The sequence below is a fragment of the Labrys sedimenti genome, assembly GCF_034424805.1.
In the GTDB taxonomy this organism is placed as follows: Bacteria; Pseudomonadota; Alphaproteobacteria; order Rhizobiales; family Labraceae; genus Labrys; species Labrys sedimenti.
On record NZ_JAXOUF010000002.1, the window covers coordinates 87214 to 108844 of the forward strand.

Annotated in this window: 23 protein-coding genes, 1 pseudogene and 1 riboswitch; of the genes and pseudogenes, 10 read left to right on the forward strand and 14 right to left on the reverse strand. The window is 65.8% G+C overall.

Annotation, left to right across the window (positions count from 1 at the left end; genetic code table 11):
* Positions 1-132: 132 nt before the first annotated feature.
* Positions 133-2373: a transglycosylase domain-containing protein gene (locus U1R88_RS06785; RefSeq protein WP_322430580.1), complete on the forward strand. Its 2241-nt coding sequence runs from the start codon at positions 133-135 to the stop codon at positions 2371-2373.
* Positions 2374-2456: 83 nt separating this feature from the next.
* On the opposite strand, the gene U1R88_RS06790 is transcribed toward U1R88_RS06785, so the two are convergent.
* Together U1R88_RS06790 and rsmI are read right to left on the reverse strand one after the other, a co-directional pair.
* Positions 2457-2828, reverse strand: coding sequence for a YraN family protein (locus U1R88_RS06790; RefSeq protein ID WP_322430581.1), 372 nt, complete (start codon positions 2826-2828; stop codon positions 2457-2459).
* Positions 2825-3751 carry a 16S rRNA (cytidine(1402)-2'-O)-methyltransferase gene (gene rsmI / locus U1R88_RS06795; RefSeq protein WP_322430582.1) on the reverse strand — a complete coding sequence of 309 codons (927 nt, stop codon included), beginning with the start codon at positions 3749-3751 and terminating at the stop codon, positions 2825-2827. Before rsmI ends, U1R88_RS06790 begins: the two co-directional genes overlap by 4 nt.
* 233 nt (positions 3752-3984) lie before the next feature.
* Between rsmI and pncA the strand changes: the two genes are divergently transcribed.
* Positions 3985-4602, forward strand: a complete 618-nt coding sequence (gene pncA / locus U1R88_RS06800) for a bifunctional nicotinamidase/pyrazinamidase (RefSeq protein ID WP_322430583.1) — start codon at positions 3985-3987, stop codon at positions 4600-4602.
* Between the two features lie 19 nt (positions 4603-4621).
* Here the strand turns inward: pncA and U1R88_RS06805 are convergent, their stop codons facing one another.
* The 3 genes from U1R88_RS06805 to U1R88_RS06815 all read right to left on the reverse strand — a co-directional run bounded on the left by U1R88_RS06805 (position 4622) and on the right by U1R88_RS06815 (position 7041).
* Positions 4622-5401 (reverse strand): ABC transporter permease, encoded by a 780-nt coding sequence (locus U1R88_RS06805; protein ID WP_322430584.1) that lies wholly within the window; start codon positions 5399-5401, stop codon positions 4622-4624.
* A gap of 2 nt (positions 5402-5403) precedes the next feature.
* Positions 5404-6111: an ABC transporter permease gene (locus tag U1R88_RS06810; RefSeq protein WP_322430585.1), complete on the reverse strand. Its 708-nt coding sequence runs from the start codon at positions 6109-6111 to the stop codon at positions 5404-5406.
* A 141-nt stretch (positions 6112-6252) separates the two neighbouring features.
* Complete coding sequence (locus U1R88_RS06815; RefSeq protein ID WP_322430586.1) at positions 6253-7041, reverse strand: transporter substrate-binding domain-containing protein; 789 nt, start codon at positions 7039-7041, stop codon at positions 6253-6255.
* Positions 7042-7242: 201 nt separating this feature from the next.
* Between U1R88_RS06815 and U1R88_RS06820 the strand changes: the two genes are divergently transcribed.
* The 3 genes from U1R88_RS06820 (at position 7243) to U1R88_RS06830 (ending at position 9627) form a co-directional block, all read left to right on the forward strand.
* Entirely contained in the window at positions 7243-8274 is a 1032-nt protein-coding gene (locus U1R88_RS06820; protein ID WP_068299461.1) for a histone deacetylase family protein, read from the forward strand.
* Positions 8274-9152: an N-carbamoylputrescine amidase gene (gene aguB, locus U1R88_RS06825; protein WP_322430587.1), complete on the forward strand. Its 879-nt coding sequence runs from the start codon at positions 8274-8276 to the stop codon at positions 9150-9152. Before U1R88_RS06820 ends, aguB begins: the two co-directional genes overlap by 1 nt.
* Before the next feature lie 88 nt (positions 9153-9240).
* Positions 9241-9627, forward strand: a complete 387-nt coding sequence (locus U1R88_RS06830) for a DUF2794 domain-containing protein (protein ID WP_322430588.1) — start codon at positions 9241-9243, stop codon at positions 9625-9627.
* A gap of 9 nt (positions 9628-9636) precedes the next feature.
* On the opposite strand, the gene speB is transcribed toward U1R88_RS06830, so the two are convergent.
* Genes speB through U1R88_RS06845 form a run of 3 tightly spaced genes read right to left on the reverse strand, consistent with a single transcriptional unit; the run spans position 9637 to position 11869 of the window.
* Positions 9637-10578 (reverse strand): agmatinase, encoded by a 942-nt coding sequence (gene speB, locus U1R88_RS06835; protein WP_322430589.1) that lies wholly within the window; start codon positions 10576-10578, stop codon positions 9637-9639.
* Between the two features lie 28 nt (positions 10579-10606).
* Positions 10607-11224, reverse strand: coding sequence for an urea carboxylase-associated family protein (locus tag U1R88_RS06840; protein ID WP_322430590.1), 618 nt, complete (start codon positions 11222-11224; stop codon positions 10607-10609).
* 60 nt (positions 11225-11284) lie between these two features.
* Positions 11285-11869, reverse strand: a complete 585-nt coding sequence (locus tag U1R88_RS06845; RefSeq protein WP_322430591.1) for an arylesterase — start codon at positions 11867-11869, stop codon at positions 11285-11287.
* Positions 11870-11947: 78 nt separating this feature from the next.
* Between U1R88_RS06845 and U1R88_RS06850 the strand changes: the two genes are divergently transcribed.
* Both U1R88_RS06850 and U1R88_RS06855 read left to right on the forward strand, forming a co-directional pair.
* Positions 11948-12646 (forward strand): ABC transporter ATP-binding protein, encoded by a 699-nt coding sequence (locus tag U1R88_RS06850; RefSeq protein ID WP_322430592.1) that lies wholly within the window; start codon positions 11948-11950, stop codon positions 12644-12646.
* Between the two features lie 272 nt (positions 12647-12918).
* Positions 12919-13833 (forward strand): lipid kinase, encoded by a 915-nt coding sequence (locus U1R88_RS06855; RefSeq protein WP_322430593.1) that lies wholly within the window; start codon positions 12919-12921, stop codon positions 13831-13833.
* Here U1R88_RS06855 and U1R88_RS06860 read toward each other — a convergent pair.
* The 6 genes from U1R88_RS06860 to U1R88_RS06885 form a co-directional block, all read right to left on the reverse strand.
* Complete coding sequence (locus U1R88_RS06860; RefSeq protein ID WP_322430594.1) at positions 13819-14481, reverse strand: phosphatase PAP2 family protein; 663 nt, start codon at positions 14479-14481, stop codon at positions 13819-13821. The two genes, U1R88_RS06855 and U1R88_RS06860, sit on opposite strands and share 15 nt — an antisense overlap.
* 15 nt (positions 14482-14496) lie before the next feature.
* Complete coding sequence (gene cobO, locus U1R88_RS06865; RefSeq protein ID WP_322430595.1) at positions 14497-15102, reverse strand: cob(I)yrinic acid a,c-diamide adenosyltransferase; 606 nt, start codon at positions 15100-15102, stop codon at positions 14497-14499.
* A gap of 12 nt (positions 15103-15114) precedes the next feature.
* A complete protein-coding gene (cobU, locus tag U1R88_RS06870) occupies positions 15115-15621 on the reverse strand; it encodes a bifunctional adenosylcobinamide kinase/adenosylcobinamide-phosphate guanylyltransferase (RefSeq protein WP_322430596.1) in 507 nt (168 codons plus the stop codon).
* A gap of 77 nt (positions 15622-15698) precedes the next feature.
* Positions 15699-17888: a xanthine dehydrogenase family protein molybdopterin-binding subunit gene (locus tag U1R88_RS06875; protein WP_322430597.1), complete on the reverse strand. Its 2190-nt coding sequence runs from the start codon at positions 17886-17888 to the stop codon at positions 15699-15701.
* A gap of 4 nt (positions 17889-17892) precedes the next feature.
* Positions 17893-18348, reverse strand: coding sequence for a (2Fe-2S)-binding protein (locus U1R88_RS06880; RefSeq protein WP_149253765.1), 456 nt, complete (start codon positions 18346-18348; stop codon positions 17893-17895).
* A gap of 195 nt (positions 18349-18543) precedes the next feature.
* Positions 18544-18909 (reverse strand): hypothetical protein, encoded by a 366-nt coding sequence (locus U1R88_RS06885; RefSeq protein ID WP_322430598.1) that lies wholly within the window; start codon positions 18907-18909, stop codon positions 18544-18546.
* A 95-nt stretch (positions 18910-19004) separates the two neighbouring features.
* Positions 19005-19221, forward strand: a riboswitch (cobalamin riboswitch).
* A 108-nt stretch (positions 19222-19329) separates the two neighbouring features.
* Here U1R88_RS06885 and U1R88_RS06890 point away from each other — a divergent pair.
* From U1R88_RS06890 to U1R88_RS06900, 3 genes and pseudogenes are all read left to right on the forward strand, one after another.
* Complete coding sequence (locus tag U1R88_RS06890; protein ID WP_322430599.1) at positions 19330-19713, forward strand: DUF1636 domain-containing protein; 384 nt, start codon at positions 19330-19332, stop codon at positions 19711-19713.
* Entirely contained in the window at positions 19710-20759 is a 1050-nt protein-coding gene (cobW, locus tag U1R88_RS06895; RefSeq protein ID WP_322430600.1) for a cobalamin biosynthesis protein CobW, read from the forward strand. Before U1R88_RS06890 ends, cobW begins: the two co-directional genes overlap by 4 nt.
* A gap of 187 nt (positions 20760-20946) precedes the next feature.
* Positions 20947-21631: pseudogene (locus U1R88_RS06900) on the forward strand (hypothetical protein); the annotation flags it as partial.

Sequence of the window (21631 nt, forward strand, 5' to 3'; positions counted from 1 at the left end):
ACGACAATGACGGATTGACGCCTTGTTCATGCCTTTCCCTAAGTGGAAAGCAAATGTCGCAAGCTGCGGTAGCCCTTGCTTAACCCGGCGCTGATATGACTGATCTGATTGTAATGATTTTGGAAGGCTGGGATGGCGCAGGGCCAACGGCGCATGGTTGAGCGGGTCGAACCCCGTTTCGAGCCCGAAAAGGGCGAGGAAGCCGATCAGGCTGATAGTTTCCGCCTGACCCGGGAAGACCGCCCCGCGCCCGTACCGCTGGAGTTGCGCGAGCGCTCGGCCTCCCGCGCCAAGACCGCGCGCTCGAGCAAGGGCTGGAGCCTGTTCGGCGGATCCTCCTCGCGGGGCGGCGGCTCCAACCGCCGTGGCGGCGGGGGCGGTGGCGGCAGTTCGGGCGGCGGGCGCAAGCCCAAGCGCCGGCGCTCCATGCTCTATCGCCTGACCTACTGGTCCTTCCTGCTATGCATGTGGGGCCTGCTCGGCGTCGGTGGCGTCGTGGCCTGGTATGCCGCCAACCTGCCGCCGATCCAGAATCTGGAAGTACCGCCGCGCCCGCCCAATGTGAAGATCGTCTCCGCCGATGGCACCGTACTCGCCAACCAGGGCGAAATGGGTGGCGCCGCGGTCTCGCTCAAGGACCTGCCGAAATATGTGCCGCTGGCCTTCGTCGCCATCGAGGACCGGCGCTTCTATTCCCACTACGGTGTCGATCCGCAGGGCCTGGCCCGTGCCGGCTATGTCTATCTCACCACCCATCGGCTGACCCAGGGTGGCTCGACGCTGACGCAGCAGCTCGCCAAGAACGTCTTCCTCACCCCCGAACGCAGCCTGCGGCGCAAGATCCAGGAGGCGATCCTCGCCGTCTATCTCGAGCGCAAATTCTCCAAGAACCAGATCCTGGAGATGTATATCAACCGCGTCTATTTCGGCGCGGGCGCCTATGGCATCGAGGCGGCGGCACAGCGTTATTTCCGCAAGCCTGCCAAGAATCTCACCATTGCCGAGGCCGCGACCCTGGCCGGCCTGGTCAAGGCTCCGTCCTCGCTCGATCCGACCAAGAATCCCAAGGGCGCGCATGACCGTTCCCAACTCGTGCTGGACGCCATGGTCGATACCGGGACGATCACTGCGCAAGATGAGAAAACGGCGCTGGCGACGCCGGTCAAGGTTTCCAAACTGGCGGTCCGCTCCTCCGGCAATTATCCGGCCGACTGGATCTCCAACCAGCTCAGCGACCTCACCGGCCCGCTCGACACCGATGTGGTGGTGGAGACCACCATCGATGCCAAGCTGCAGAATCTCGCCGAACAGTCGCTGCGTCAGGGCCTGGACAAATCTGGCGGCAAGCTGCGCGTGAGCCAGGGTGCCCTGGTGGCGATGGATCCCGACGGTGCCGTCAGGGCCATGGTCGGCGGGCGCTCCTATGCCGAGAGCCAGTTCAACCGGGCGATCTCGGCCAATCGCCAACCCGGTTCCACCTTCAAGCCTTTCGTCTACCTCGCCGCCCTGATGAACGGCGCCACCCCCGATACCGTGCGTGACGATGCCCCGATTACCCTGGCAGGCTGGAGCCCGAAGGACTTCTCGCGCGAATATCGCGGCCCAGTATCCCTGACGACGGCGCTCGCCCTCTCGCTCAACACGGTGGCGGTGCGCCTGTGCGCCGAAGTGGGGCCGAAGGCGGTGGTGGCCGTCGCCCACAGCCTCGGCATCAATTCCAACCTGGAACCCAATCCTTCGATCGCCCTCGGCACCTCGGAAGTGACGCCGCTGGAGATGACCTCGGCCTACGCCACCTTCGCCAATGGCGGGCGGCTGGTGATCCCCTATGTGGTCAAGAGCATCAAGACCGAGAAGGGCAAGGTGCTGTTCCAGCGCCAGGCTCCCGGCAATCAGCGTGTCATCGAGGACGACAAGGTCGGCATGATGAATGCGATGATGAGCCAGACGCTCACGGTCGGTACGGCACGCAAATACGGCCTGCCCGGCTGGCAGTCGGCCGGCAAGAGCGGCACCAGCCAGAATTATCGCGATGCCTGGTTCATCGGTTATACCAGCCACATGGTAACGGCGGTCTGGCTCGGCAATGACGACGGCACCTCCACCGCCCGCATGACCGGTGGCAGCCTGCCGGCGCAGATCTGGAACGATTTCATGCGTGGGGCCCATAAGGGCCTGTCGCCGGCGCCGCTGCCGGGCCGGCCCTGGGTGCGCGAAGCGCCGCCGCCGGAGGACGTCATCGCGGCGCAGCCGCAATTCGACGGCGCACCGGAGGACCAGCCTGTGGCTGTCGAGCCGGTGATGACGGCGAATGCGCCGCGCAACACCGGCCGGCCGATCGCCGACTGGCTGAACCGGGTGCTGGGGCGGTAAGTTTTGGGGGGCGGGTCTTCGGACCCGCCTTCTTTGCCTTCAGGCGCTGTGTTTCAGGCGGGTCCGAAGACCCGCCCCCCAAATCACCCCAGATCCATCTCGAACCAGTTGGCCTGATGGCGCGGCCAGCGCCACGGCGTCACGAAGACCGCATCGAAACGCTGGACCAGCAAGGCCTGATCGGGATGGCGTGCCAGCCAGGCCCGGGCCGCGGTGGCGATGCGTCGCTGCTGGGTGGGCGTGATCGCTTCGAGCGCCATCGCCAGATCCGCGCGCGCCTTCACCTCGACGAAGACCAGCGTGCCGCCGCGGCGGGCGATCAGGTCGATCTCGCCGCCCGGCACCTTGAAACGGCGGGCGAGCAGGCGGTAGCCCTTGAGGCGCAGCAGCCAGCCGGCCCGCGCCTCGGCATTGAGGCCGACGCGGAAGGCGGCCTGGCGTTCGGGTTTGCTCAAGAGGCCCTGCTGCGGCGCTCAGAGGCCATCTCGACGGCGCGGGCATAGACGTCGCGCTTAGGCAGGCCGAGACGGGCCGAAACCGCGGCCGCGGCATCCTTGACCGAAAGCGTTTCGAGGGCGGCGGCCAGCGAAGCCTCGATGTCGTCGGCGCTGGCCTTTTCCTCGACCGGCGGTCCGACCACCACCACGATCTCGCCTCTCGGCTCGTCCGCAATGGCGAAGTCGGTGGCCAGCGAAACGAGTGTGCCGCGATAGACCGTCTCATAGGTCTTGGTGAGCTCCCGCGCCACGCTCGCCGCCCTGTCGCCGAGCGCCGTCGCCATGGCGGCCAGGCTGTCAGCGAGGCGCGGGCCGCTTTCGTAGAAGATCAGCGTGGCCGGGATGGTCTTGAGCTCGGCAAGGCGATTGGCGCGCGCGCCGTCCTTGCTGGGCAGGAAGCCTTCGAAAAAGAAACGGTCGGTCGGCAGGCCGGCGACGGCGAGCGCCGCCAGCGCGGCGGAGGGGCCGGGCGCGGCAAAGACGGGAATGTCGGTCTCGATGGCCTCGCGCACCAGCTTGAAGCCGGGATCCGACACCATGGGCGTGCCGGCATCCGAGACCAGGGCGACGCCCTGGCCGCTGGTGAGGCGCTCCAGGATCTGGGGCCGCACGCGAGGGGCATTGTGGTCGTTATAGGCCAGGAGCTGGGCGCTGATTCCGTAATGGTTGGTGAGGCGGCTGGTGACGCGCGTATCCTCGCAGACGATGAGATCGGCGGCGGCCAGCGTGGTCAGCGCCCGCAGCGTGATGTCCTGGAGATTGCCGATGGGCGTCGCCACCACGTGGAGACCCGGCAGCAGGGAGGGGGCGCTCAAGCGCTGGCCATGCAGCAAATAGCTGTGTTCGGCGCCGACGATGGAGGGAGAGAAATCTGGACGCATGGGGTCCTGCCTTTGCCGGCCGCGAGTCGCAATCCGCAGCCTGTTCTCCTGTGTAGCTCCCTCAGATCCAAAGGCAAGTTGATCTTCCGGCCGGCGTGATCAAGATAGAGGCATCTTGGAGCAAAGCGCGTTTTGGGGAAAACGCCGCTTTGCTCCAACTTTCCGGTTCGACGCGTCTTTGCGATCTGAAGTGATTTCCGTCAAATCGCAAAGACGCTTTGGGGGAGAATTTCATGAAGCCCGCTCCGAACGACGTCCTCCTGGTGATCGACGTGCAGAACGATTTCTGCCCGGGCGGGGCGCTCGCCGTGCCCGACGGCGATTCGGTGGTGCCCGACATCAACCGGATGGCCGGAGATTTCGCCCATTGCGTGCTGACACAGGACTGGCACCCGCCCGGCCATTCCTCCTTCGCTTCCAGCCATCCGGGCAAGGTGCCGTTCACGACCGTGAGCATGCCCTATGGCGAGCAGACGCTCTGGCCCGATCACTGCATCCAGGGCAGCCAGGGGGCCGAGTTCCATCCCGGCCTGGTCCTCCCCGGGGCCGAGATGATCATCCGCAAGGGCTACAATCCTGCCATCGACAGCTATTCGGCCTTTTTCGAGAACGACCGCCGGACGCCGACCGGGCTTGCCGGCTATCTCAGGGAGCGCGGCATCGATCGCCTATTCTGCGTCGGCCTCGCCACCGATTTCTGCGTGCGATTCTCGGCTGAGGATGCCAGGCGGCTGGGCTTCGAGACCATCGTGGTGCTGGATGCCTGCCGCGGCATCGACCTCGGCGGTTCCGTCGCGGCGGGGATTGCCGCCATGAAGGCGGCAGGAGCCACCCTGGTCGACCGAATCTAGTCTGGCGTGCCGGTCTGGCTCAATGCGCCTGCGCAGTCGCCGCCGTTTGCGGCATGGTACGGTGCAGATGCCGGGTCAGTCGCTTCTCCAGCAGGTTCCAGACATGGGCGATGGCGAAGACCATGATCAGATAGAGGATCGCTGTCCACATATAGGCCTGGAAATCGAATGTGCGCGAGAAGGCCAGGCGGGTCACGCCCATCAGTTCGGGGACTGCGACGAGGGCGGCGACCGAACTCGCCTTGAGCATCAGGATCAACTCGTTGCCATAGGGGCGCAGGCTCACCATCAGGGCCTGGGGCAGGATGATCTTGCGGAAGATCTGGCCCGAATGCAGGCCGAGGGCGAGGCCTCCCTCCGTTTGGCCCCGCGGCAGCGCTTCTATGCCGCCGCGCAGGATTTCGGCCTGGTAGGCGGCGGTGTTCAGGGTGAAGGCGATCACTGCATAATAGAAGCCGTCGCGCAGCAGCCACCATAGGCCCAGGTCCTCGAAGAGGGATTTGTGGGCGCCGAGAAAGATGCCGAGGCCGTTATAGATCAGATAGACCTGGGCCAGCAGCGGCGTGCCGCGAAAGAAGTAGATATAGCCAAAGGCCAGCCCCCGCAGGACCGGGTTGCGCGACATGCGTGCCATTGCGATCGGAAAGGACAGCAGGGCGCCCAGCACCATGGCCAGGGCGACCAGCAGCAGTGTCAGGCGCAGGCCGGCCAGGAAACGCGGGCCATAGGTCGCCAGCAGGTCATTGTTGAGGCCGATATCGCCGACGAGAGCAAGAAATCCGGACCAGAGCGTCTCCATGCTCAGGCCCTCGCCAGCTTCTGGCCGCGATTATAGTGCCTTTCCAGCATTGTCTGGGCGATGCCGGACAGGATGGCCATGGCCAGATAGAGCAGGCAGCAGGCCGCGTAGAACAGCAGCGGTTGCTTGGTCGCGAAGACGGCCCTGTTGGTCATGTACATCAATTCGCTGACCGCGATGGCGGAGACCAGCGAGGTATCCTTGAGGAGCGCCATCCAGTTGTTGCCGAGGCCGGGTAGGGCCGTGCGGATCAACTGCGGCAGGATGATCTTGCGGAATGTCACAACGCGGCTGAGGCCCAGTGCCGCCGCGCCCTCGCTTTGCCCCCTGGAAAGGCTGCGCAGGGCGCCGAGCCAGACCTCGCTGGAAAAGGCGCCGAGCACCAGGCCGAGGGCCATGAAACCGGCGGCAAAACCGCTGACTTCGATCTGGATGCCGATCCCCAGGGCCGTCAGAAGAGCATTGATGGCGGATTGGCCCAGAAAATAGACAATCAGGATGGTGAGAAGCTCGGGTAAGGCGCGAAACAGCGAGGTATAGATGCCGCAGACGACGCCGAGCCATATGGGGCCGCCATTCTTGGCCATCGCCACGGCGAGTCCAAGCAGCAGGCCGAAAGGCAGGGTGCACAAGGCCAGGCCCAGGGTCATCATGGCGCCTTGCAGCAGCGGGGGGCCCCATCCCGTTGCACCAAATCCCAGAAGTTCCATTCCGTCTCCCCGCCGCCGAGCCATCGGGATAGGGCACTGGCACCGGATTCGATGCCAGGCCGATCAATGCGCCGTCACGTCATGGCCGTTGGCCTCATACGGGGCCAGCGGCCTATGCGTCACGCGTCTCAGGCGGTGGCGTCAGGGCACCCAGAGGTCGAACGGAAAATACTTGGCGTTCAGCTTCTGGTAGGTGCCGTCGGCGTGGATTTCCTCGATCGCCTTGCTGATAGCGTCGCGAAGATCCGTATCCTCCTTGCGCACGGCCGCGCCGACGCCAGTGCCGAAATATTTCACATATTTCTTGATGTCGATCTCGGCCTTGATCTCGCAGCACTTGCCGGCATCGGATTTGAGCCACTCCGTCATGGCGCTCTTGTCGGCCTCGACGGCGTCGATGCGCCCGGCTGCGAGGTCGGCATTGGCCTCGTCCTGGGCGGGATAGAGCTTCACCTGCGCGCCGCCGGTGCCGATCTCACCCTCCAGGAAGTTGGAATGGATGGTGGAGGACTGGGTGCCGACGATGGAACTCTTCAGGCCTTCGGAGTCGAAGGATTTGATCTTGCTGTCCTTGGGAGCGACCCAGACGGCCGGCGTCTGGTAATAGGACCTGGAAAAATCGACCTGTTTCTTGCGCTCGTCCGTGATCGACATCGAGGCGAAAATGGCATCGTATTTGCCGGCCTTCAGGCCGGGAATGATGCCATCCCAATCCTGTGCGACGACGGTGCATTTGGCTTTCAGTTTCTCGCAGACGGCCTTGGCGATGTCGACGTCGAAGCCGACGATCTCACCCGATGGCGTCAGGCTGTTGAAGGGAGGATAGGCCCCCTCGGTGCCGATCTTGATGGTCGACCAATCCTTGGCGCTGGCCATGCCCATGCTGGCCATCAGCGCCAATGCGCCGGCCGCGAATTTTACGAAACGCATAGAACCTCCCTGGGTGGTATCGGAATGCTTCTTAGCTCGTATCATGCAAATGTCATCCCGTCCGGCGAATGAAACACTGCCCCTAGGTAAAAGCAATAGGGGCGGAATGGCGCCGGTTGTCCCCTTCGATCTGGTTGCCCTTGCTAAGGCCTGGAAATTGTGATCACAATTCCAGGAACAGTCACTGGAACCCGCTCCCCGATGAAATCCGTCTATTCCGAGCGCCACAAGGGCCATGCCGGCAATGTCGAACTGGTGGCCGGCGCCATCGTGCCGGCTTTCGAGATGCCCTCGCGCGCCGAGTTCATCCGTGCCCGCATCGATGAGGTCGGGCTCGGCCCGGTGCTGGCGCCGCAGACCCATTCGCTCGATGCCGCCCGGCGTGTGCACAAGCCCGATTTCATCGACTTTCTCGGGCGGGCCTACCCGATGTGGAAGGCTGCCGGGCGCGAGGGCACGGCGATGCCCTTCACCTGGCCGACGCGCGGCCTCAGGGGCGACAGGCCGCCGGAATCGATCGAGGCGCTGCTTGGCTATTATTCCTTCGATGCCGGCGCCACCTTCGTGGAAGGCACCTGGGACGCCATCAAATCCTCCTATGAGGTGGCGCTCACCGCGGCCGGCCTGGTCCAGGGCGGGGAAAAATCGGCCTTCGCGCTCTGCCGTCCGCCCGGCCATCATGCCGGCTCCGGCTTCATGGGCGGCTATTGCTTCATCAACAATGCCGCCGTGGCGGCGCAGTGGTTCCTCGACAACGGTGCCCGCAAGGTCGCTATCCTCGATGTCGACTACCATCACGGCAACGGCACGCAGGAGATCTTCTACGAGCGCGACGACGTGCTGGTGCTCAATCTGCACGGGGACCCCGCCAATGAATATCCCTTCTTCCTCGGCTTTGCCGACGAGAAGGGTGCCGGAAGGGGCGAAGGCTTCAACGTCAATTATCCGATGCCGGCAGGCACGACCTTCGAGGTCTGGGGCGCGGCGCTGGAGGATGCCTGTGCCAAGGCGGCGGCCTACAAGCCCGACGTGCTGCTGGTCTCGCTCGGGGTCGACACCTTCGAGAAGGATCCGATCAGCGCCTTCAAGCTGAAGACGGAGCATTACCCGCTCATCGGTGCGCGCATCGCCAGGCTCGGCCTGCCGACGCTCTTCGTGATGGAGGGCGGCTATGCCGTGGCCGAAATCGCGGTGAACGCCGTCGGCGTCCTCACCGGCTTCGAGGGCGTGTGATGGCCAACACGACATTCGGCGTGGTGCAGTTCGCCTGCACCGACAGCGTAGACCACAATGTGGCCACGGCGACGCGCCTGGTGCGCGAGGCGGCCGGGGCCGGCGCGCAGGTCGTGCTGGTGCAGGAATTGTTCGAGGATCTCTATTTCTGCCAGGAGGAGAAGGCCGAGCATTTCGCCAAGGCCCGCACGCTCGACCAGGACCATCCGACCCTCAAGGCCATGCGCGCCCTGGCCGCCGAGCTCGGCGTGGTCCTGCCCGTCAGCCTGTTCGAGCGCGCCAACCAGGCCTATTACAACAGCCTCGTGATGGTCGACGCCGATGGCGGCGTCCTCGGCCTCTATCGCAAATCCCATATTCCGGACGGGCCGGGTTATGAGGAGAAGTTCTATTTCCGGCCCGGCGATACCGGCTTCAAGGTCTGGCCGACCCGCTTCGGCACCATCGGCGTCGGCATCTGCTGGGACCAGTGGTTTCCCGAGGCGGCGCGGTCCATGGCCCTGATGGGTGCGGATGCGTTGCTCTATCCCACCGCGATCGGCTCGGAGCCCGCCACCGGCTTCGATTCGATGGAGCATTGGCGCACGGTGATGCGCGGCCATGCCGGCGCCAACATCATGCCCGTGATGGCCTCCAACCGTATCGGCGTCGAGCGTTTCGGCGAGCAGGAGGTGACCTTCTACGGTTCCTCCTTCATTGCCGGCCAGCACGGCGAACTGCTGGCGGAAGCCGGGCGCTCCGGCGAGGCGGTGCTGACGGCAAGCTTCGATCTCGAGGCGATTCGCGCCGAACGCGCAGCCTGGGGGCTGTTCCGCGACCGCAGGCCCGAGCTTTACGGGCGTATCGCTACGGGAGACGGCAGTCTTCCCCTGCGATGACCGTTTCGTGAGGCGATAAAACTTGAACGCGACGCGGATCGGCGCAATCATGACAGTGTGACGACAAACCGTTTACACAGGAGGCGTCATGACGGAGGCCGATCCGCCGGGATCGCTGTTTTCGCGAAGCGAAAGCGCAGATGTCGCGCAACTTTCCGCTTCGCGCCGCCCCGATCCCCCAGCCATCGCCTTCGACAGGCATGAATTGCGCCAGATCATGAATCTTTATGGGCGCATGGTCTCCCATGGCGAATGGCGTGACTATGCCATCGATTTCCTGCGCGACAAGGCGGTGTTCTCCATCTTCCGGCGCGCCTCGGAAATGCCGCTCTACCGTATCGTCAAGGATCCCTCGCTGGCTCAGCGCCAGGGGGCCTATAGCGTGCTGGCGCCGACCGGCATGATCCTCAAGCGCGGACATGACCTGGCGCGCGTGCTGCAGGCCATCGACAAGCCGCTGCGCGTGGTGGGATGACAGCGCGCCCTACCTCTCGCCGCCCGCCATCACGCAGAGCAGCTCGAACATCAGCGTCGCGCCGGTCAGGGCGGTGAGGCCGGAGGGGTCGAGCGGCGGAGAGACTTCCACCAGGTCCGCGCCGACAAGATGGACGCCTTCCATCAGGCGGATCATCGCCTGGGCTTCGCGCGTCGACATGCCGCCGATCTCCGGCGTGCCCGTGCCGGGCGCGAAGGAGGGATCGAGCGCATCGATGTCGAAGGAGAGATAGGCCGGACTGTCGCCGATGATGGCGCGCGCTTCGGCCATGACGTCGGCCACGCCGCGGGCCATGAACTCCTCTATGAACACGATGCGGACGCCGGCAGTGCGGGCAAAGTCGTAATTGGCCGCATCGGAGATCGCGCCGCGGATGCCGATCTGGATCATGCGCCTGGGATCGACCAGCCCTTCCTCGATGGCGCGGCGGAAGGGTGTGCCGTGATTGTAGCGGCTGCCGAAGAAGCTGTCATAGGTGTCGGAATGGGCGTCGAACTGGACGAGGCCGACAGGCGCCTGCTTCGCCAGGGCCCGCAGGATGGGCAGCGTGGTGAGATGGTCGCCGCCCGCCGTCAGCGGTCGGGCGCCGGCGGCATGGATCTCGCCATAGAAGGCCTCGATGCTCTCGAGGGTCGCCATCAGGTCGAGCGGGTTGATCGGGGCGTCGCCGCAATCGCCGGCCCGCACCCTGTCGAAGGGCGAGACGCCGGTGACGTGGTGCACGCGCCGCACCAGGCTCGACTGGTTGCGGACCTCTCGGGGACCATGTCGTGCGCCGGTGCGATTGGTGGCACCGCCGTCGAAGGGAATGCCGACGAGGGCGATGTCGACCTCTTCCGGCCGCGCCATCGGCAGGCGCATGAAGGTCGAAGGGCCGGCAAAGCGCGGCACGAGCCCTGAATCGAGCGGTTGGAAGGGATGGTTGCTCATGGTTTCCTGTCCGGGGAGCCTATGGCGATCAATCGACGGTGTAATGCGCATCCTGGGGGATGCAGTCGGCGCCATTCACCGGCACCAGGTCCTGGGGACAGGCCGAGAAGACGACAATCAGGTCCATCTCGGCCTTGAAGCGGACATGCGAGCCCGGCGTCGACACCGGTGGCTGGAAGGAGACGCGGCCATCCGTGTCGACGGGGATGTTCATGAACAGGTTGAGCGGGCTCGGCGTCTCCGCCCCGGTGATGCCGAGCGAAGCCAGGGCGTGCGCCAGATTGTCGGTGCAGCTGTCGTGATGGCCGACATGGCCGAGCTGCTCATAGCGATAGCGATCGCAGGCGGCGATCAGCGTGTCGTGGATGCCGCCGGAATTGTCTTCGGTCAAGGTGAGCATGGGGCGCCGGCGATTGCTGCGCAACGTGTCGCCGAGCTGGGGATTGACGCGCAGCATGGCGCCGCGGCTGTGCTCCATCGACATGAACTCGCTGGGATCTTCCGCATTGAAAGCCCAGCTGTCGACGACCTGGCTGCCATGGGTGTTGATGACGGTCACCGTCTGTCCGGCCTTCACCCGCTCCGCCACGCCCTTGCGCGCCGGTATGAGGCGCAATTCGCCCTTTGCTCGCTCTTCGATGCCCATTCGTGCTGCCTCCCTTGAATTGCCCCGGCGCCTGGCGCGCTTGGCCTTTGGCGCGCAGCCTTACCGTAATTTCCTTACGAACTCAGCCACCACAGGCGTCAGCCTGGCGACGATGGCATCGACGCCGGCGGCGGTCGGATGCATGCCGTCGGCCTGGTTGAGGCCGGGCGTGCCGGCGACCCCGTCGAGGAAGAAGGGATAGAGTTCGGCCCCATACTGGGTGGCGAGATCGGGATAGATGGCATCGAACGCCTTCTGGTAGTCGGCGCCGAGATTGGGCGCGGCACGCATGCCCATGAGCAGGACCGGGATCTTGCGCTCCTTGAGCCGCTCCAGCATGGTGGCAAGATTGGACCGGGCGAGCTTGGGATCGAGCCCGCGCAGCATGTCGTTGGCGCCGAGCTCGAGCAGCACCGCCCTGGTGCCGTCGGGCACCGACCAGTCGAGCCGGGCAAGGCCGCCATCGGTGGTGTCGCCGGAGACGCCGGCATTGTCGATCGTCACCTCGACGCCGAGCTTGGCAAGGGCTGCCTGCAGCTTGGCGGGATAGGCATCCCTGGCTTCCAGACCGAGGCCGGCGGTGAGGCTGTCCCCCAGCGCCACCAGCCGCAGCGGCTCGGCCGATACGGCCGCAAGCGGGCTCATGACAAGCAATGTGAGAATTGCCACAATCGATGCATAGATACGATACACGATCACGAAAACCTTTCAGGCAGGATGCGAATGAGCGAAGCGATCGATCTGGCTGATGTCCATCTCAGCCTCGGCACCGGCGCGGCGCGCGTTCACATTCTCAAGGGCGTTACGCTGAAAATAAGGCAGGGGGAAGCGGTCGGCCTCGTCGGTCCCTCCGGTTCGGGCAAATCCACGCTTTTGATGACGCTGGGCGGGCTGGAGCGGCCCGACAGCGGCAGCATCCGTATCGCCGGTCAGGATCTGGGTGTCCTCGACGAGGACGGCCTTGCCAAGTTTCGCGGACGGCATATCGGCGTGGTCTTCCAGTCCTTCCACCTCATCCCCACCATGACGGCGCTCGAAAATGTCGCCGTGCCGCTGGAACTGGCCGGACGGCGCGACGCCTTCGCGAGGGCGGAGGCCGAATTGGAAGCCGTGGGCCTCGGCGCGCGCAAGGCCCATTATCCAGCCCAACTCTCGGGCGGCGAGCAGCAGCGCGTGGCGCTGGCGCGCGCCCTGGCTCCCGAGCCGGCCATCCTGATCGCCGACGAGCCGACCGGCAATCTCGACGAGGGCACGGGCACGGGGATCGTCGAATTGATGTTCCGCTTGAAGCGCGAGCGCGGTGCCACCCTCGTGCTGGTGACGCATGACCTTGGCCTCGCTGCCCGCTGCGACCGCATGATTCGCATCCGTTCCGGCCATATCGATGCAGACGAGGCGACGAAGGTCGAAGCAGCCGAGTAGGTGCTGTACCGCCGGAGCCGAAAGGCGGGCTCCGGGTGCACGGGCATCTTGCCCGTTGTTAGAAATACGGCACTTGGGGGATCGGAAGAACGGGCAGATGCCCGTGCACCCGGAAAGATCGCACGTCAGGCACTCCAAACTCTGCGGTCACCAATCTGAATTCGGAGCTCTGCATCGACATTGCGGACGATGGCCATGGAATGCGCCCAATTGCCGATTAGGCAGTCACGTTTCGGGTCTCGCGCTCGGCGCGAGGGGCACTGGGGCAGGGTATGGTTGGTTCACAGCAGGGCAGGCGCGCGCTCTTCATCGTCAATCCTAACGCGCGCAATGGTGGCAAGGGCACCGAAGCGATCCGCAAGGTTCTGGAAACGGGCGGCATCCAGCTCATCGAGGCGAGCCCGCAGGGGGATGAGAAGATCGCCGATGTGATCCTGCGGCGCCAGGACGAATGCGATCTCGTCATCGTCGGCGGCGGTGATGGCAGCCTCAACGCCGCCGCCCGGGGTCTGATGGAAACGGGCCTGCCGCTCGGAGTGCTCCCGCTCGGCACCGCCAATGACTTCGCCCGCACCGTCGAGATCCCGGCCGATCCCCTGAAAGCCGCCGAACTCGTCGTAACCGGGCAGCCCAGGCCCATGGATCTCGGCGAGGTCAACGGCCAGCTCTATTTCAACGTGGCCAGCATCGGCTTCAGCGCCGATCTCGCCGCCGAACTTTCCGAGAAGGCCAAGAAAATGTTCGGCAAGCTCGGCTACGGCATCGTGGCGGCCCGGCTGCTGGCGCGCTCGCAGCTCTTCACCGCCTATCTCGACCACGACGGCGCCACCGAGAAGATCAGGACCCTGCAGGTCTCGGTCGGCAACGGCAAATATTACGGCGGCGGCATGAGCGTGGAGCAGACGGCTACGGCGGATGACGGCAAGCTGGATTTCTACAGTCTGGAGGTCGATCATTGGTGGCGCCTGCTTAAGCTGCTGCCGAGCCTGCGCAAGGGCACCCATGGCCAGTGGGACGATGTGCGGGCCTTCGCCACCACCGAGCTGATGATCCGCACCAACCGGCCGCGCCCGGTCAATACCGATGGCGAGCTCACCACATGGACACCGGCGCATTTCAAGCTCCGGCGCCACGCCATCGAAGTCTATGCGCCGCCGGCCAAACGTCCCGCTTCAGTCGCCCCATAGACGCTGGGCCAGCAGCGAGCAGAACAGGGCCCAGCCGGCGCCGATCACCCAGCCGGCGATCACGTCGGTGGGCCAGTGCACGCCGAGATAGACGCGGCTGGCGCCGACCCCGAAGGTCAGCAGCGTGCACACCACCATGATGTAGACCGATAGGGCGCGCGAGCGAAAGCTGCGGGCCAGCATGATGCCGAGCGTGAAATAGACGGTGGCGGACATGAAGGAGTGGCCGCTGGGAAAGCTCGACGTGTAGACCCTCGAGCCATGCGCCACCAGGTCGGGCCTCGGTCGGTCGAAGCCATATTTCAGGAGCGAGCTCATCAGGATGCCGCTGCCGATGGCGAGGATGACGAAGACGGCGCTGCGCGGCGATCCCGAAAGCGCAAGAAAACCTGCCACGACCAGGGTGGTCAACGTCAGCACGCCGACGCCGCCCAGGCCGGTGAAATCGCGCATCATCTCTTCGAGCCAGCCCGGCCCGAGCGGATCGGTGAGATCGGCGGGGTTGCGCATCATCAAAAGGATGGCGCGATCGAAGGCCTCCGTGCCGCCCTGCATGACCAGGCCGGCGAGCACGGCGAAGATCAGGGCGGCGCCGGCGACGCACAGGATGGCGACCAGCGCCGAGCGCTCGGGATGCTGTTGGATCATGAGGACGGCCGCGCCTTAGAACTCGATGCCCTGCTGGGCCTTCACGCCGGCGGCGAAGTGATGCTTCACCAGCGTCATCTCGGTCACCAGGTCGGCCGCCTCGATCAGCTCCGGCTTGGCATTGCGGCCGGTGACCACGACATGCAGGTCCGGCCGGCGCGCCTTCAGTGTTTCCACCACCTCGGCGAGGTCGAGATAATCGTAGCGCAGGGCGATGTTGATTTCGTCGAGCACAACGAGGCGGATGGCGGGATCCGCCAGCAACGCCTTGGCCGCGTCCCAGGCCCGCCCGGCGGCAGCGACGTCGCGCTCGCGGTCCTGGGTCTCCCAGGTGAAGCCCTCGCCCATGCTCTTCCAGGTCACCAGGTCCTCGAAGCGCTCCAGCGCCTTGCGTTCGCCGGTCGACCAGGCGCCCTTGATGAACTGCACTACACCGACGGGCCAGCCATGGCCGAGCGCGCGCATGATCAGCCCGAAGGCTGCCGTGGACTTGCCCTTGCCGGGGCCGGTGTTGACGATCAGCAGGCCCTTTTCCGTGATGGTCTTGGAAGCGACCTCGGCATCCTGCATGGCCTTGCGCTTTTCCATCTTCGCCTTGTGGCGTGCGGCATCGTCAGTCATCTCAGCATCCAATTACTTCACTACCATCGGCAGGCCTGCGACCATGAAGATCACCCGGTCGGCAATGTCGGCGATCCGTTGGTTGAGCCGGCCCTGCTCGTCGCGGAAGGCCCGGCCGAGGGCATTATCAGGCACGATCGACAGGCCCACCTCGTTGCTGACCATCACCACCGGACCGGCTACAGCCCCAAGCGCTTCCTGCATCTGGAGGAAGGCGGATTTGAGGTCATGGCCGCCCAGCATGAGATTGGTGAGCCAGAGTGTCAGGCAGTCGACCAGCACGGGACCCTGCGTCGCCACAAGCGCTTCCGGCAGGGCCAGGGGCGCGTCGACCGTGTGCCAATTGGCGTCGCGCCGGGCCTGGTGTTCGCCGATGCGCTCGCGCATCTCGTCGTCGAAGGCTTGTGCGGTGGCGATATAGGTCCAGGGCGCGGGATGGGCCGAGATCAGGCTCTCCGCATGCCGGCTCTTGCCGGAACGCGCGCCGCCGAGGACGAGGGTGAGTCGGGGAGAGGACATGCCGCCTTCCTGCCGGGTTCGGGGCAGGAAGGCAAGGGAGCGATTTCACCCTCTCATGGAGGGGTAAGGGCAAGACTTCACACCGGCCCCCATTTCAGGTCGGTGTTCTTGACCGGCAGGCTGCGGATGCGCTTGCCGGTGGCGGCGAAGATCGCGTTGCAGACGGCCGGGGCGATCGGCGGCGTGCCGGGCTCGCCGATGCCGCCCCATTTCTTGCCGCCGCTGAGCACGAGATGGGTCTCGATCGGGGGCGTGTCGGCGAGACGGGCGACCTGGTAATCGTCGAAATTGCCCTGCACCACCGCGCCCTTCTCGATAGTGATCTCGCCGAACAGGGCGGCCGACAGGCCATACACCACCGCGCTCTCGATCTGCATCTCCACGGTGAGCGGATTGACGACATGGCCGCAATCGACGGCCGCCACCACGCGCTGGACCTTCACCTCGCCCTGCGGGCTGACGGCGAGCTCCACCACCTCGCCGACGATGGTGCCGAAGGATTCGTGGATGGCGATGCCGCGCCCCCGGCCCTTGGGCAGCGGCTTGCCCCAGTCGCTCTTCTCAGCCAGCGTGTCGAGCACGGCGAGAAAATCCGGCTTGCCCTCGAGCAGCTTGCGCCTGAAGCGATAGGGGTCCTGGCCACTGGCCTGGGCCATTTCGTCGATGAAGCTCTCCAGGGCAAAGGCATTCTGCGACGAGCCGACCGACCGCCAGAACATCACCGGCACATGGGTGTTCTTGAGGATGCAGTCGATCTGGGCCGCACCGGTGCGGTAGGGCATGTTGGCGAGGCCCTCGACGGCGGAGGGCTCGACGCCGTTCTCCACCTTGCCCCAGCCGAGCGAGCGCTGGATGGACCCGACGGCGGTGCGGACATGGATCGCCGCCGGCAGGCCGTCCTCGCCGAGGGAGGCCTGGAAGCGGATGGCGGCCTGGGGGCGATAGCGGTCGTGGTGCATGTCCTCCTCGCGCGTCCACACCAGCTTGACCGGCTTGCCCACCGCCTTCGATACCGTCACGGCCTGAACGAGCTCGTCATTGACGGCGCGCCGGCCGAAGCCGCCACCGAGGAAGCAATTGTGGATCTCCACCTCGGAGGGAGCGACGCCCGCCGCCTTGGCGGCGAGCTGGAGCGCCATATCGGGGTTCTGCGTGCCCATCCAGACTTCGACCTTGCCGTCATGGACATGGGCGGTGCAGTTGAGCGGTTCCATCGGCGCATGGGCCAGATGCGGCGCCTGGTAGAGGGCGTCGACACGCTTGCCGCGAGCGAGGGAGGCCTCGACATCGCCCTCCTTGCGCGCCGTGACGGCAGGGCCGTCGAGGGCGGCGACATAGTCGGCGTCGAAACCCTTGCTGTCTGTCTCGGCGGCGGGGCCCTCCTCCCATATCACCGGCAGGGCAAGCGCCGCTTCCTTGGCACGCCAGAACCGGTCGGCCACCACGGCGAGGCCGCCCTCGATCGGCACCAAGGCCAGGATGCCGCGGCGGCCCTTGATGGCGGTTTCGTCATGGGATTTCACGCGGCCGCCGAAGACGGGACATGTCACCACAGCGGCATAGACCATATCAGGCAGGCGGATATCGATGCCGTATTTGGCGGCTCCCGTCAGCTTGGGCGGCGTATCCAGGCGCGCCAGCGGCTTACCGATCAGCGTGAACTGCTCGGGTGTCTTGATTGCGGGTTCCTTGGCCAGCGTGACCTTGGCGGCCTCGCCGGCCAGTTCGCCGAAACGCAGGCTGCGATTGCTGGCCTGGTGCAGCACCTTGCCGGCATCGACGCTGCAGCTTTCGGCCGGTACCTGCCAGCGCGCAGCCGCCGCCTGCACCAGCCTTTCGCGGGCATTGGCGCCGGCGGCCTGTAGGAATTCGCGCGAGCGGCGTACGGCGCCGGAACCGCCGGTGCCCATGCGCTTGTACACGGTGTTCTCGCGCAAATTGCGGCTGGCCGAGGCGTATTCGGGCTTCACCTTGGCCCAGTCGCAACCGAGTTCCTCGGCGACGATCATCGGCAGGGCGGTGAAGATGCCCTCGCCCATTTCCGATTGCGCCACGCGGATGATCACGGTGTCGTCGGGCTCGATCAGGATCCAGGCATTGATCTCGCCTTCAGTGGCCGTGCCGGCCCAGGGCTGGTCGGCAATATCAAGAGCGTGGGCGGCATCGGGGATGAAGCCGCCGATCATGAGGCCGCCGGCGGCCGAGAGGCCGATGGCCAGGAAACTGCGCCGGCTCAGCGCAGTCGAGGTACGGTCGATCGCGTTCATGGCCTCACCCCTTCATCAGTTCGGCGGCGCGATGGATGGCGGCGCGGATGCGCGGATAGGTGCCGCAGCGGCAGATATTGGTGATGCCGTTGTCGATATCCGCATCGGTGGGCGCGGGCGTATCCTTCAGGAAGGCGACGGCGGCCATGATCTGGCCCGACTGGCAATAGCCGCATTGCGGAACGTCCTCGGCCAGCCAGGCCTGCTGGACCGGATGCTTGCCGTCTGCCGACAAGCCCTCGATCGTGGTGATGGTGGCACCGTCGACGTCACCGATCTGGGTCTGGCAGGAGCGGATGGCGGCGCCGTTCACATGGACGGTGCAGGCGCCGCATTGGGCGATGCCGCAGCCGAACTTGGTACCGGTGAGGCCGAGTTCATCGCGCAGGACCCAGAGCAGAGGGGTCTCGGGCTCGATGTCGAGCTGGTGGGTGGTCGAATTGACGGTGATGGCAACCATGGGCAGGCCTTCCAGCGGCTGATGCCGGGCAGAAGGTCCGGGCCCATCGGCGTCGGCCTTCTGGTGGGCGATTGCGGGAAGGCCAAATTGTGGCGGCAATCATGGCGCTGGGGTGACGGGTAACGCAGACGTGAGAGTTTGTGCAGTCTGGAAACCGTCGAGAAACGCGGCTGCCAGTTGCGAAGGGGCCTTGGCCTATTGCTTGAACCAGATCCGGCTGTAGCCGAGTGCATCGCCGGCGATGGCGACGAGAACGCCCACCGAGACGAGGATGAGGCCGGTCAGGAAGATGCGGACGATACGGCGATAGACCAGCCCCTGCAGCGAAGTGGGCGAAAGCATGCCGGCCAGCGCCCAGACCTGGAAGATGATGCCGCCCCCGATAAGAAAGACGGCTGCCAGGTCCTCCGGGATCCAGGTTCCCGGCTGCGAGGCCCAGTTGTTGAGGAAGCCGAGCGAGAAGGCAAGCACGACGCCGATGGCCGTCACCGAACCGCCGCGGAAGATGACGTCGATCTTCTCCGGCTCGGTCGGCGGTGCCGGTGGCTTCTCTTCGGGCATGGCAGCCTCGCTGATGTGGCGATATCGTCGGCCTTTATGCCGGATTTTGCGCGTGGTTTGGAAGCGGGAACATTGACAAGCACGCCCGCGCACCCCTTATGTCAGCTGCGATCGGTCTCTCGTTAAGAGAGAAGAGGGAATGCGGTGCGGATGAAGGGGGCCCGGTTGAGGGCTGTCCTGGATGCCAAAGCCGCGGCTGCCCCCGCAACTGTAAGCGGCAAGCGTCCCGCCTTGAGGCCACTGGGCAACCGGGAAGGCGGCGGGGGGCGATGAGCCGCGAGCCAGGAGACCTGCCGGTCGTACTGTTGTCACCGGTCCGGGCGGGGCGCCTCGGAGGCCGGTTCCGTCTTCCCGGACGATCGCCGGCCATGCCGTCGGTCCCGCGCCCTCCATCCGCTCCGGCGGCGATGAACAGGGCCGATGCCAGAAACAACTCTCCCAGTCCGGCTGCTCGTCTGCGTGACCTGCAGGCGCGAGGGCGATGCCCCCGAGGCGCCGCGCCAGGGCGCCCGGCTGCGCGACGCTCTCGCCGGCATGCTGCCCGAAAGCGTCGAGCTGCAGCCGGTCGAGTGCCTGGGCAATTGCAAGCGTTCCTGCACGGTGGCTTTGTCGGCGCCCGGTACCTGGACCTATGTCTTCGGCGATCTCACTGCCGAGAGCGGCCCCGACATCCTCACCGGGATCGATCTCCTTGCCCATTCCAGCGATGGCCTGATGCCCTGGCGCGGCCGTCCCGACGTCTTCAAGCGCAGCATGATCGCGCGCATCCCACCCCTGCCAACCCTCAAGGACGCCGCCGAATGAACGCCCCTGTAAGATCAGAGACCGCGAAAGTTCCCTGCACCATCGTCACCGGCTTTCTCGGGGCCGGCAAGACCACGCTGATCCGCAACCTGCTGGCCACCGCCAACGGCCGCAGGCTGGCGTTGATCGTCAACGAATTCGGCGATGTCGGCGTCGACGGCGACATCCTGAAGTCCTGCGGCATCGAGAGCTGCCCGGAAGACGCCATCGTCGAGCTCGCCAATGGCTGCATCTGCTGCACCGTGGCCGACGATTTCGTGCCGGCGCTGGAGACGCTGCTGGCACGCCCGAACGCGCCCGAGCACATCGTGATCGAGACCTCCGGCCTCGCTCTGCCCAAGCCGCTGGTCAAGGCCTTCAACTGGCCGGCGATCCGTTCGCGCGTCACCGTCGACGGCGTCATCGCCGTTGTCGACGGCGCGGCGGTCGCGGCCGGCCGCTTCGCCGATGACCCGGAAGAGCTCAAGCGCCAGGCCGAGGGCGACGCTTCCCTCGATCACGACAATCCGCTTGAGGAGGTCTATGAGGACCAGCTCCTCTGCGCCGACCTCGTCGTGCTCAACAAGGCCGATCTCCTCTCCGCCGGCGAGGCCGACAGCGTGGAGAAGGACATCGAGAAGACCGTGCCGCGCGCCGTCAAGGTGGTGCGCACCTCCGAGGGCCGCATCGACGCGGCCGTGCTGCTCGGGCTCGGGGCCGCGGCCGAGAACGACCTGGAGGCCCGGCCCTCCCATCACGACCACGAGGCCGAGCACGACCACGACGATTTCGACACCTTCGTGGTCGACCTGCCGGCCATCCTCGATGCCGATGCCCTGGTGCGCAAGCTGAAGGCGGCGGCCGAGGAGCATGATATCTTGCGCATCAAGGGCTTCGTCGCCGTCGACGGCAAGCCGATGCGCCTGCTGGTCCAGGGCGTCGGCGCCCGCTTCTCGCAGCATTTCGACCGCGCCTGGGCGCCGGAGGAAACCCGTTCGAGCCGCCTCGTCATCATCGGCGAGAAGGGCATCGACCAGGCCGGCATCCGCAAGACGCTGGAGGGGTGATAGCATCGGGCAGTGATGAAGCAGAACTGTCATCCCCGGCGAGTTCGACAGCCCTGGATTCCCTTCCCCTCGCTGCCACTCACAAGCAAAGCTTGTGAGGATACGGCCGGGAATGACAATTCCGTATCGCTTACGTCACTTGGGCCATGCTGAACTTGGGCCATGCTGATACCGCAAGGATAGTCTGATGCATCTGCTGCCGGCCGATACGCGTTCGCTCGATGCCAGCGAGGCCGCCGTCGATCTCGACCAGGCTCCCGGCGCGATCGTGTTCGCCTCGCTGACCGACAGCGACCTCGCCCTGGCAGCTGCGTCCGGCTTCGACGATCTGCGCCTGGCGCCGCTGCAGAAGCTGCGCCATCCGATGTCCGTCGACCTCTACATCGACAAGACGGCCCGCCACGCCAGGACGATCGTGGTGCGCCTGCTCGGCGGCCTCGATTATTGGCGCTATGGCGTGGAGGAACTGGCGGCGACGGCGCGCACCCGCGGCATCGCGCTCGCCTTGATCCCCGGTGACGCTAGGCCGGATGGGCGACTGTCCCAGCTCTCCACCGTGCCGCAGGAGGCGCTGGACCGGCTTGCGCAGTACTGGCGCGAGGGTGGGCCCCGGAATGCCCGAGCCTCCTTGCTCTATGCCGCCAGGCTGGGCGGCCTCGATTTCGGCGAGCCGGAAGCGCCGCTCGCCGTGCCGAAATATGGAACCTTCCTGGAGCCGCAAGCGTCTTCGCCCGCTCTTTACCCTCCCCTCGATGTCCGCCACACGCGTGAGTTGGGGACCACGGGGGGGGGGGGTGGGGGCGCCGCCCACATGGTAGACCGCGCGCTACGGCGCGAGGCCGACACCCCCCCCCACCACTACCGGGCGCGGG

What these genes read in the sequence shown, in the direction of transcription:
- U1R88_RS06785 (WP_322430580.1), top strand. Translation starts at nt 133, where the DNA reads ATGGCGCAGGGCCAACGGCGCATGGTTGAGCGGGTCGAACCCCGTTTC.
- rsmI (WP_322430582.1), bottom strand. Translation starts at nt 3,751, where the DNA reads ATGCGTCCAGATTTCTCTCCCTCCATCGTCGGCGCCGAACACAGCTAT.
- pncA (WP_322430583.1), top strand. Translation starts at nt 3,985, where the DNA reads ATGAAGCCCGCTCCGAACGACGTCCTCCTGGTGATCGACGTGCAGAAC.
- U1R88_RS06805 (WP_322430584.1), bottom strand. Translation starts at nt 5,401, where the DNA reads ATGGAGACGCTCTGGTCCGGATTTCTTGCTCTCGTCGGCGATATCGGC.
- U1R88_RS06810 (WP_322430585.1), bottom strand. Translation starts at nt 6,111, where the DNA reads ATGGAACTTCTGGGATTTGGTGCAACGGGATGGGGCCCCCCGCTGCTG.
- U1R88_RS06815 (WP_322430586.1), bottom strand. Translation starts at nt 7,041, where the DNA reads ATGCGTTTCGTAAAATTCGCGGCCGGCGCATTGGCGCTGATGGCCAGC.
- U1R88_RS06820 (WP_068299461.1), top strand. Translation starts at nt 7,243, where the DNA reads ATGAAATCCGTCTATTCCGAGCGCCACAAGGGCCATGCCGGCAATGTC.
- aguB (WP_322430587.1), top strand. Translation starts at nt 8,274, where the DNA reads ATGGCCAACACGACATTCGGCGTGGTGCAGTTCGCCTGCACCGACAGC.
- U1R88_RS06830 (WP_322430588.1), top strand. Translation starts at nt 9,241, where the DNA reads ATGACGGAGGCCGATCCGCCGGGATCGCTGTTTTCGCGAAGCGAAAGC.
- speB (WP_322430589.1), bottom strand. Translation starts at nt 10,578, where the DNA reads ATGAGCAACCATCCCTTCCAACCGCTCGATTCAGGGCTCGTGCCGCGC.
- U1R88_RS06840 (WP_322430590.1), bottom strand. Translation starts at nt 11,224, where the DNA reads ATGGGCATCGAAGAGCGAGCAAAGGGCGAATTGCGCCTCATACCGGCG.
- U1R88_RS06845 (WP_322430591.1), bottom strand. Translation starts at nt 11,869, where the DNA reads ATGAGCCCGCTTGCGGCCGTATCGGCCGAGCCGCTGCGGCTGGTGGCG.
- U1R88_RS06850 (WP_322430592.1), top strand. Translation starts at nt 11,948, where the DNA reads ATGAGCGAAGCGATCGATCTGGCTGATGTCCATCTCAGCCTCGGCACC.
- U1R88_RS06855 (WP_322430593.1), top strand. Translation starts at nt 12,919, where the DNA reads ATGGTTGGTTCACAGCAGGGCAGGCGCGCGCTCTTCATCGTCAATCCT.
- U1R88_RS06860 (WP_322430594.1), bottom strand. Translation starts at nt 14,481, where the DNA reads ATGATCCAACAGCATCCCGAGCGCTCGGCGCTGGTCGCCATCCTGTGC.
- cobO (WP_322430595.1), bottom strand. Translation starts at nt 15,102, where the DNA reads ATGACTGACGATGCCGCACGCCACAAGGCGAAGATGGAAAAGCGCAAG.
- cobU (WP_322430596.1), bottom strand. Translation starts at nt 15,621, where the DNA reads ATGTCCTCTCCCCGACTCACCCTCGTCCTCGGCGGCGCGCGTTCCGGC.
- U1R88_RS06875 (WP_322430597.1), bottom strand. Translation starts at nt 17,888, where the DNA reads ATGAACGCGATCGACCGTACCTCGACTGCGCTGAGCCGGCGCAGTTTC.
- U1R88_RS06880 (WP_149253765.1), bottom strand. Translation starts at nt 18,348, where the DNA reads ATGGTTGCCATCACCGTCAATTCGACCACCCACCAGCTCGACATCGAG.
- U1R88_RS06885 (WP_322430598.1), bottom strand. Translation starts at nt 18,909, where the DNA reads ATGCCCGAAGAGAAGCCACCGGCACCGCCGACCGAGCCGGAGAAGATC.
- U1R88_RS06890 (WP_322430599.1), top strand. Translation starts at nt 19,330, where the DNA reads ATGCCAGAAACAACTCTCCCAGTCCGGCTGCTCGTCTGCGTGACCTGC.
- cobW (WP_322430600.1), top strand. Translation starts at nt 19,710, where the DNA reads ATGAACGCCCCTGTAAGATCAGAGACCGCGAAAGTTCCCTGCACCATC.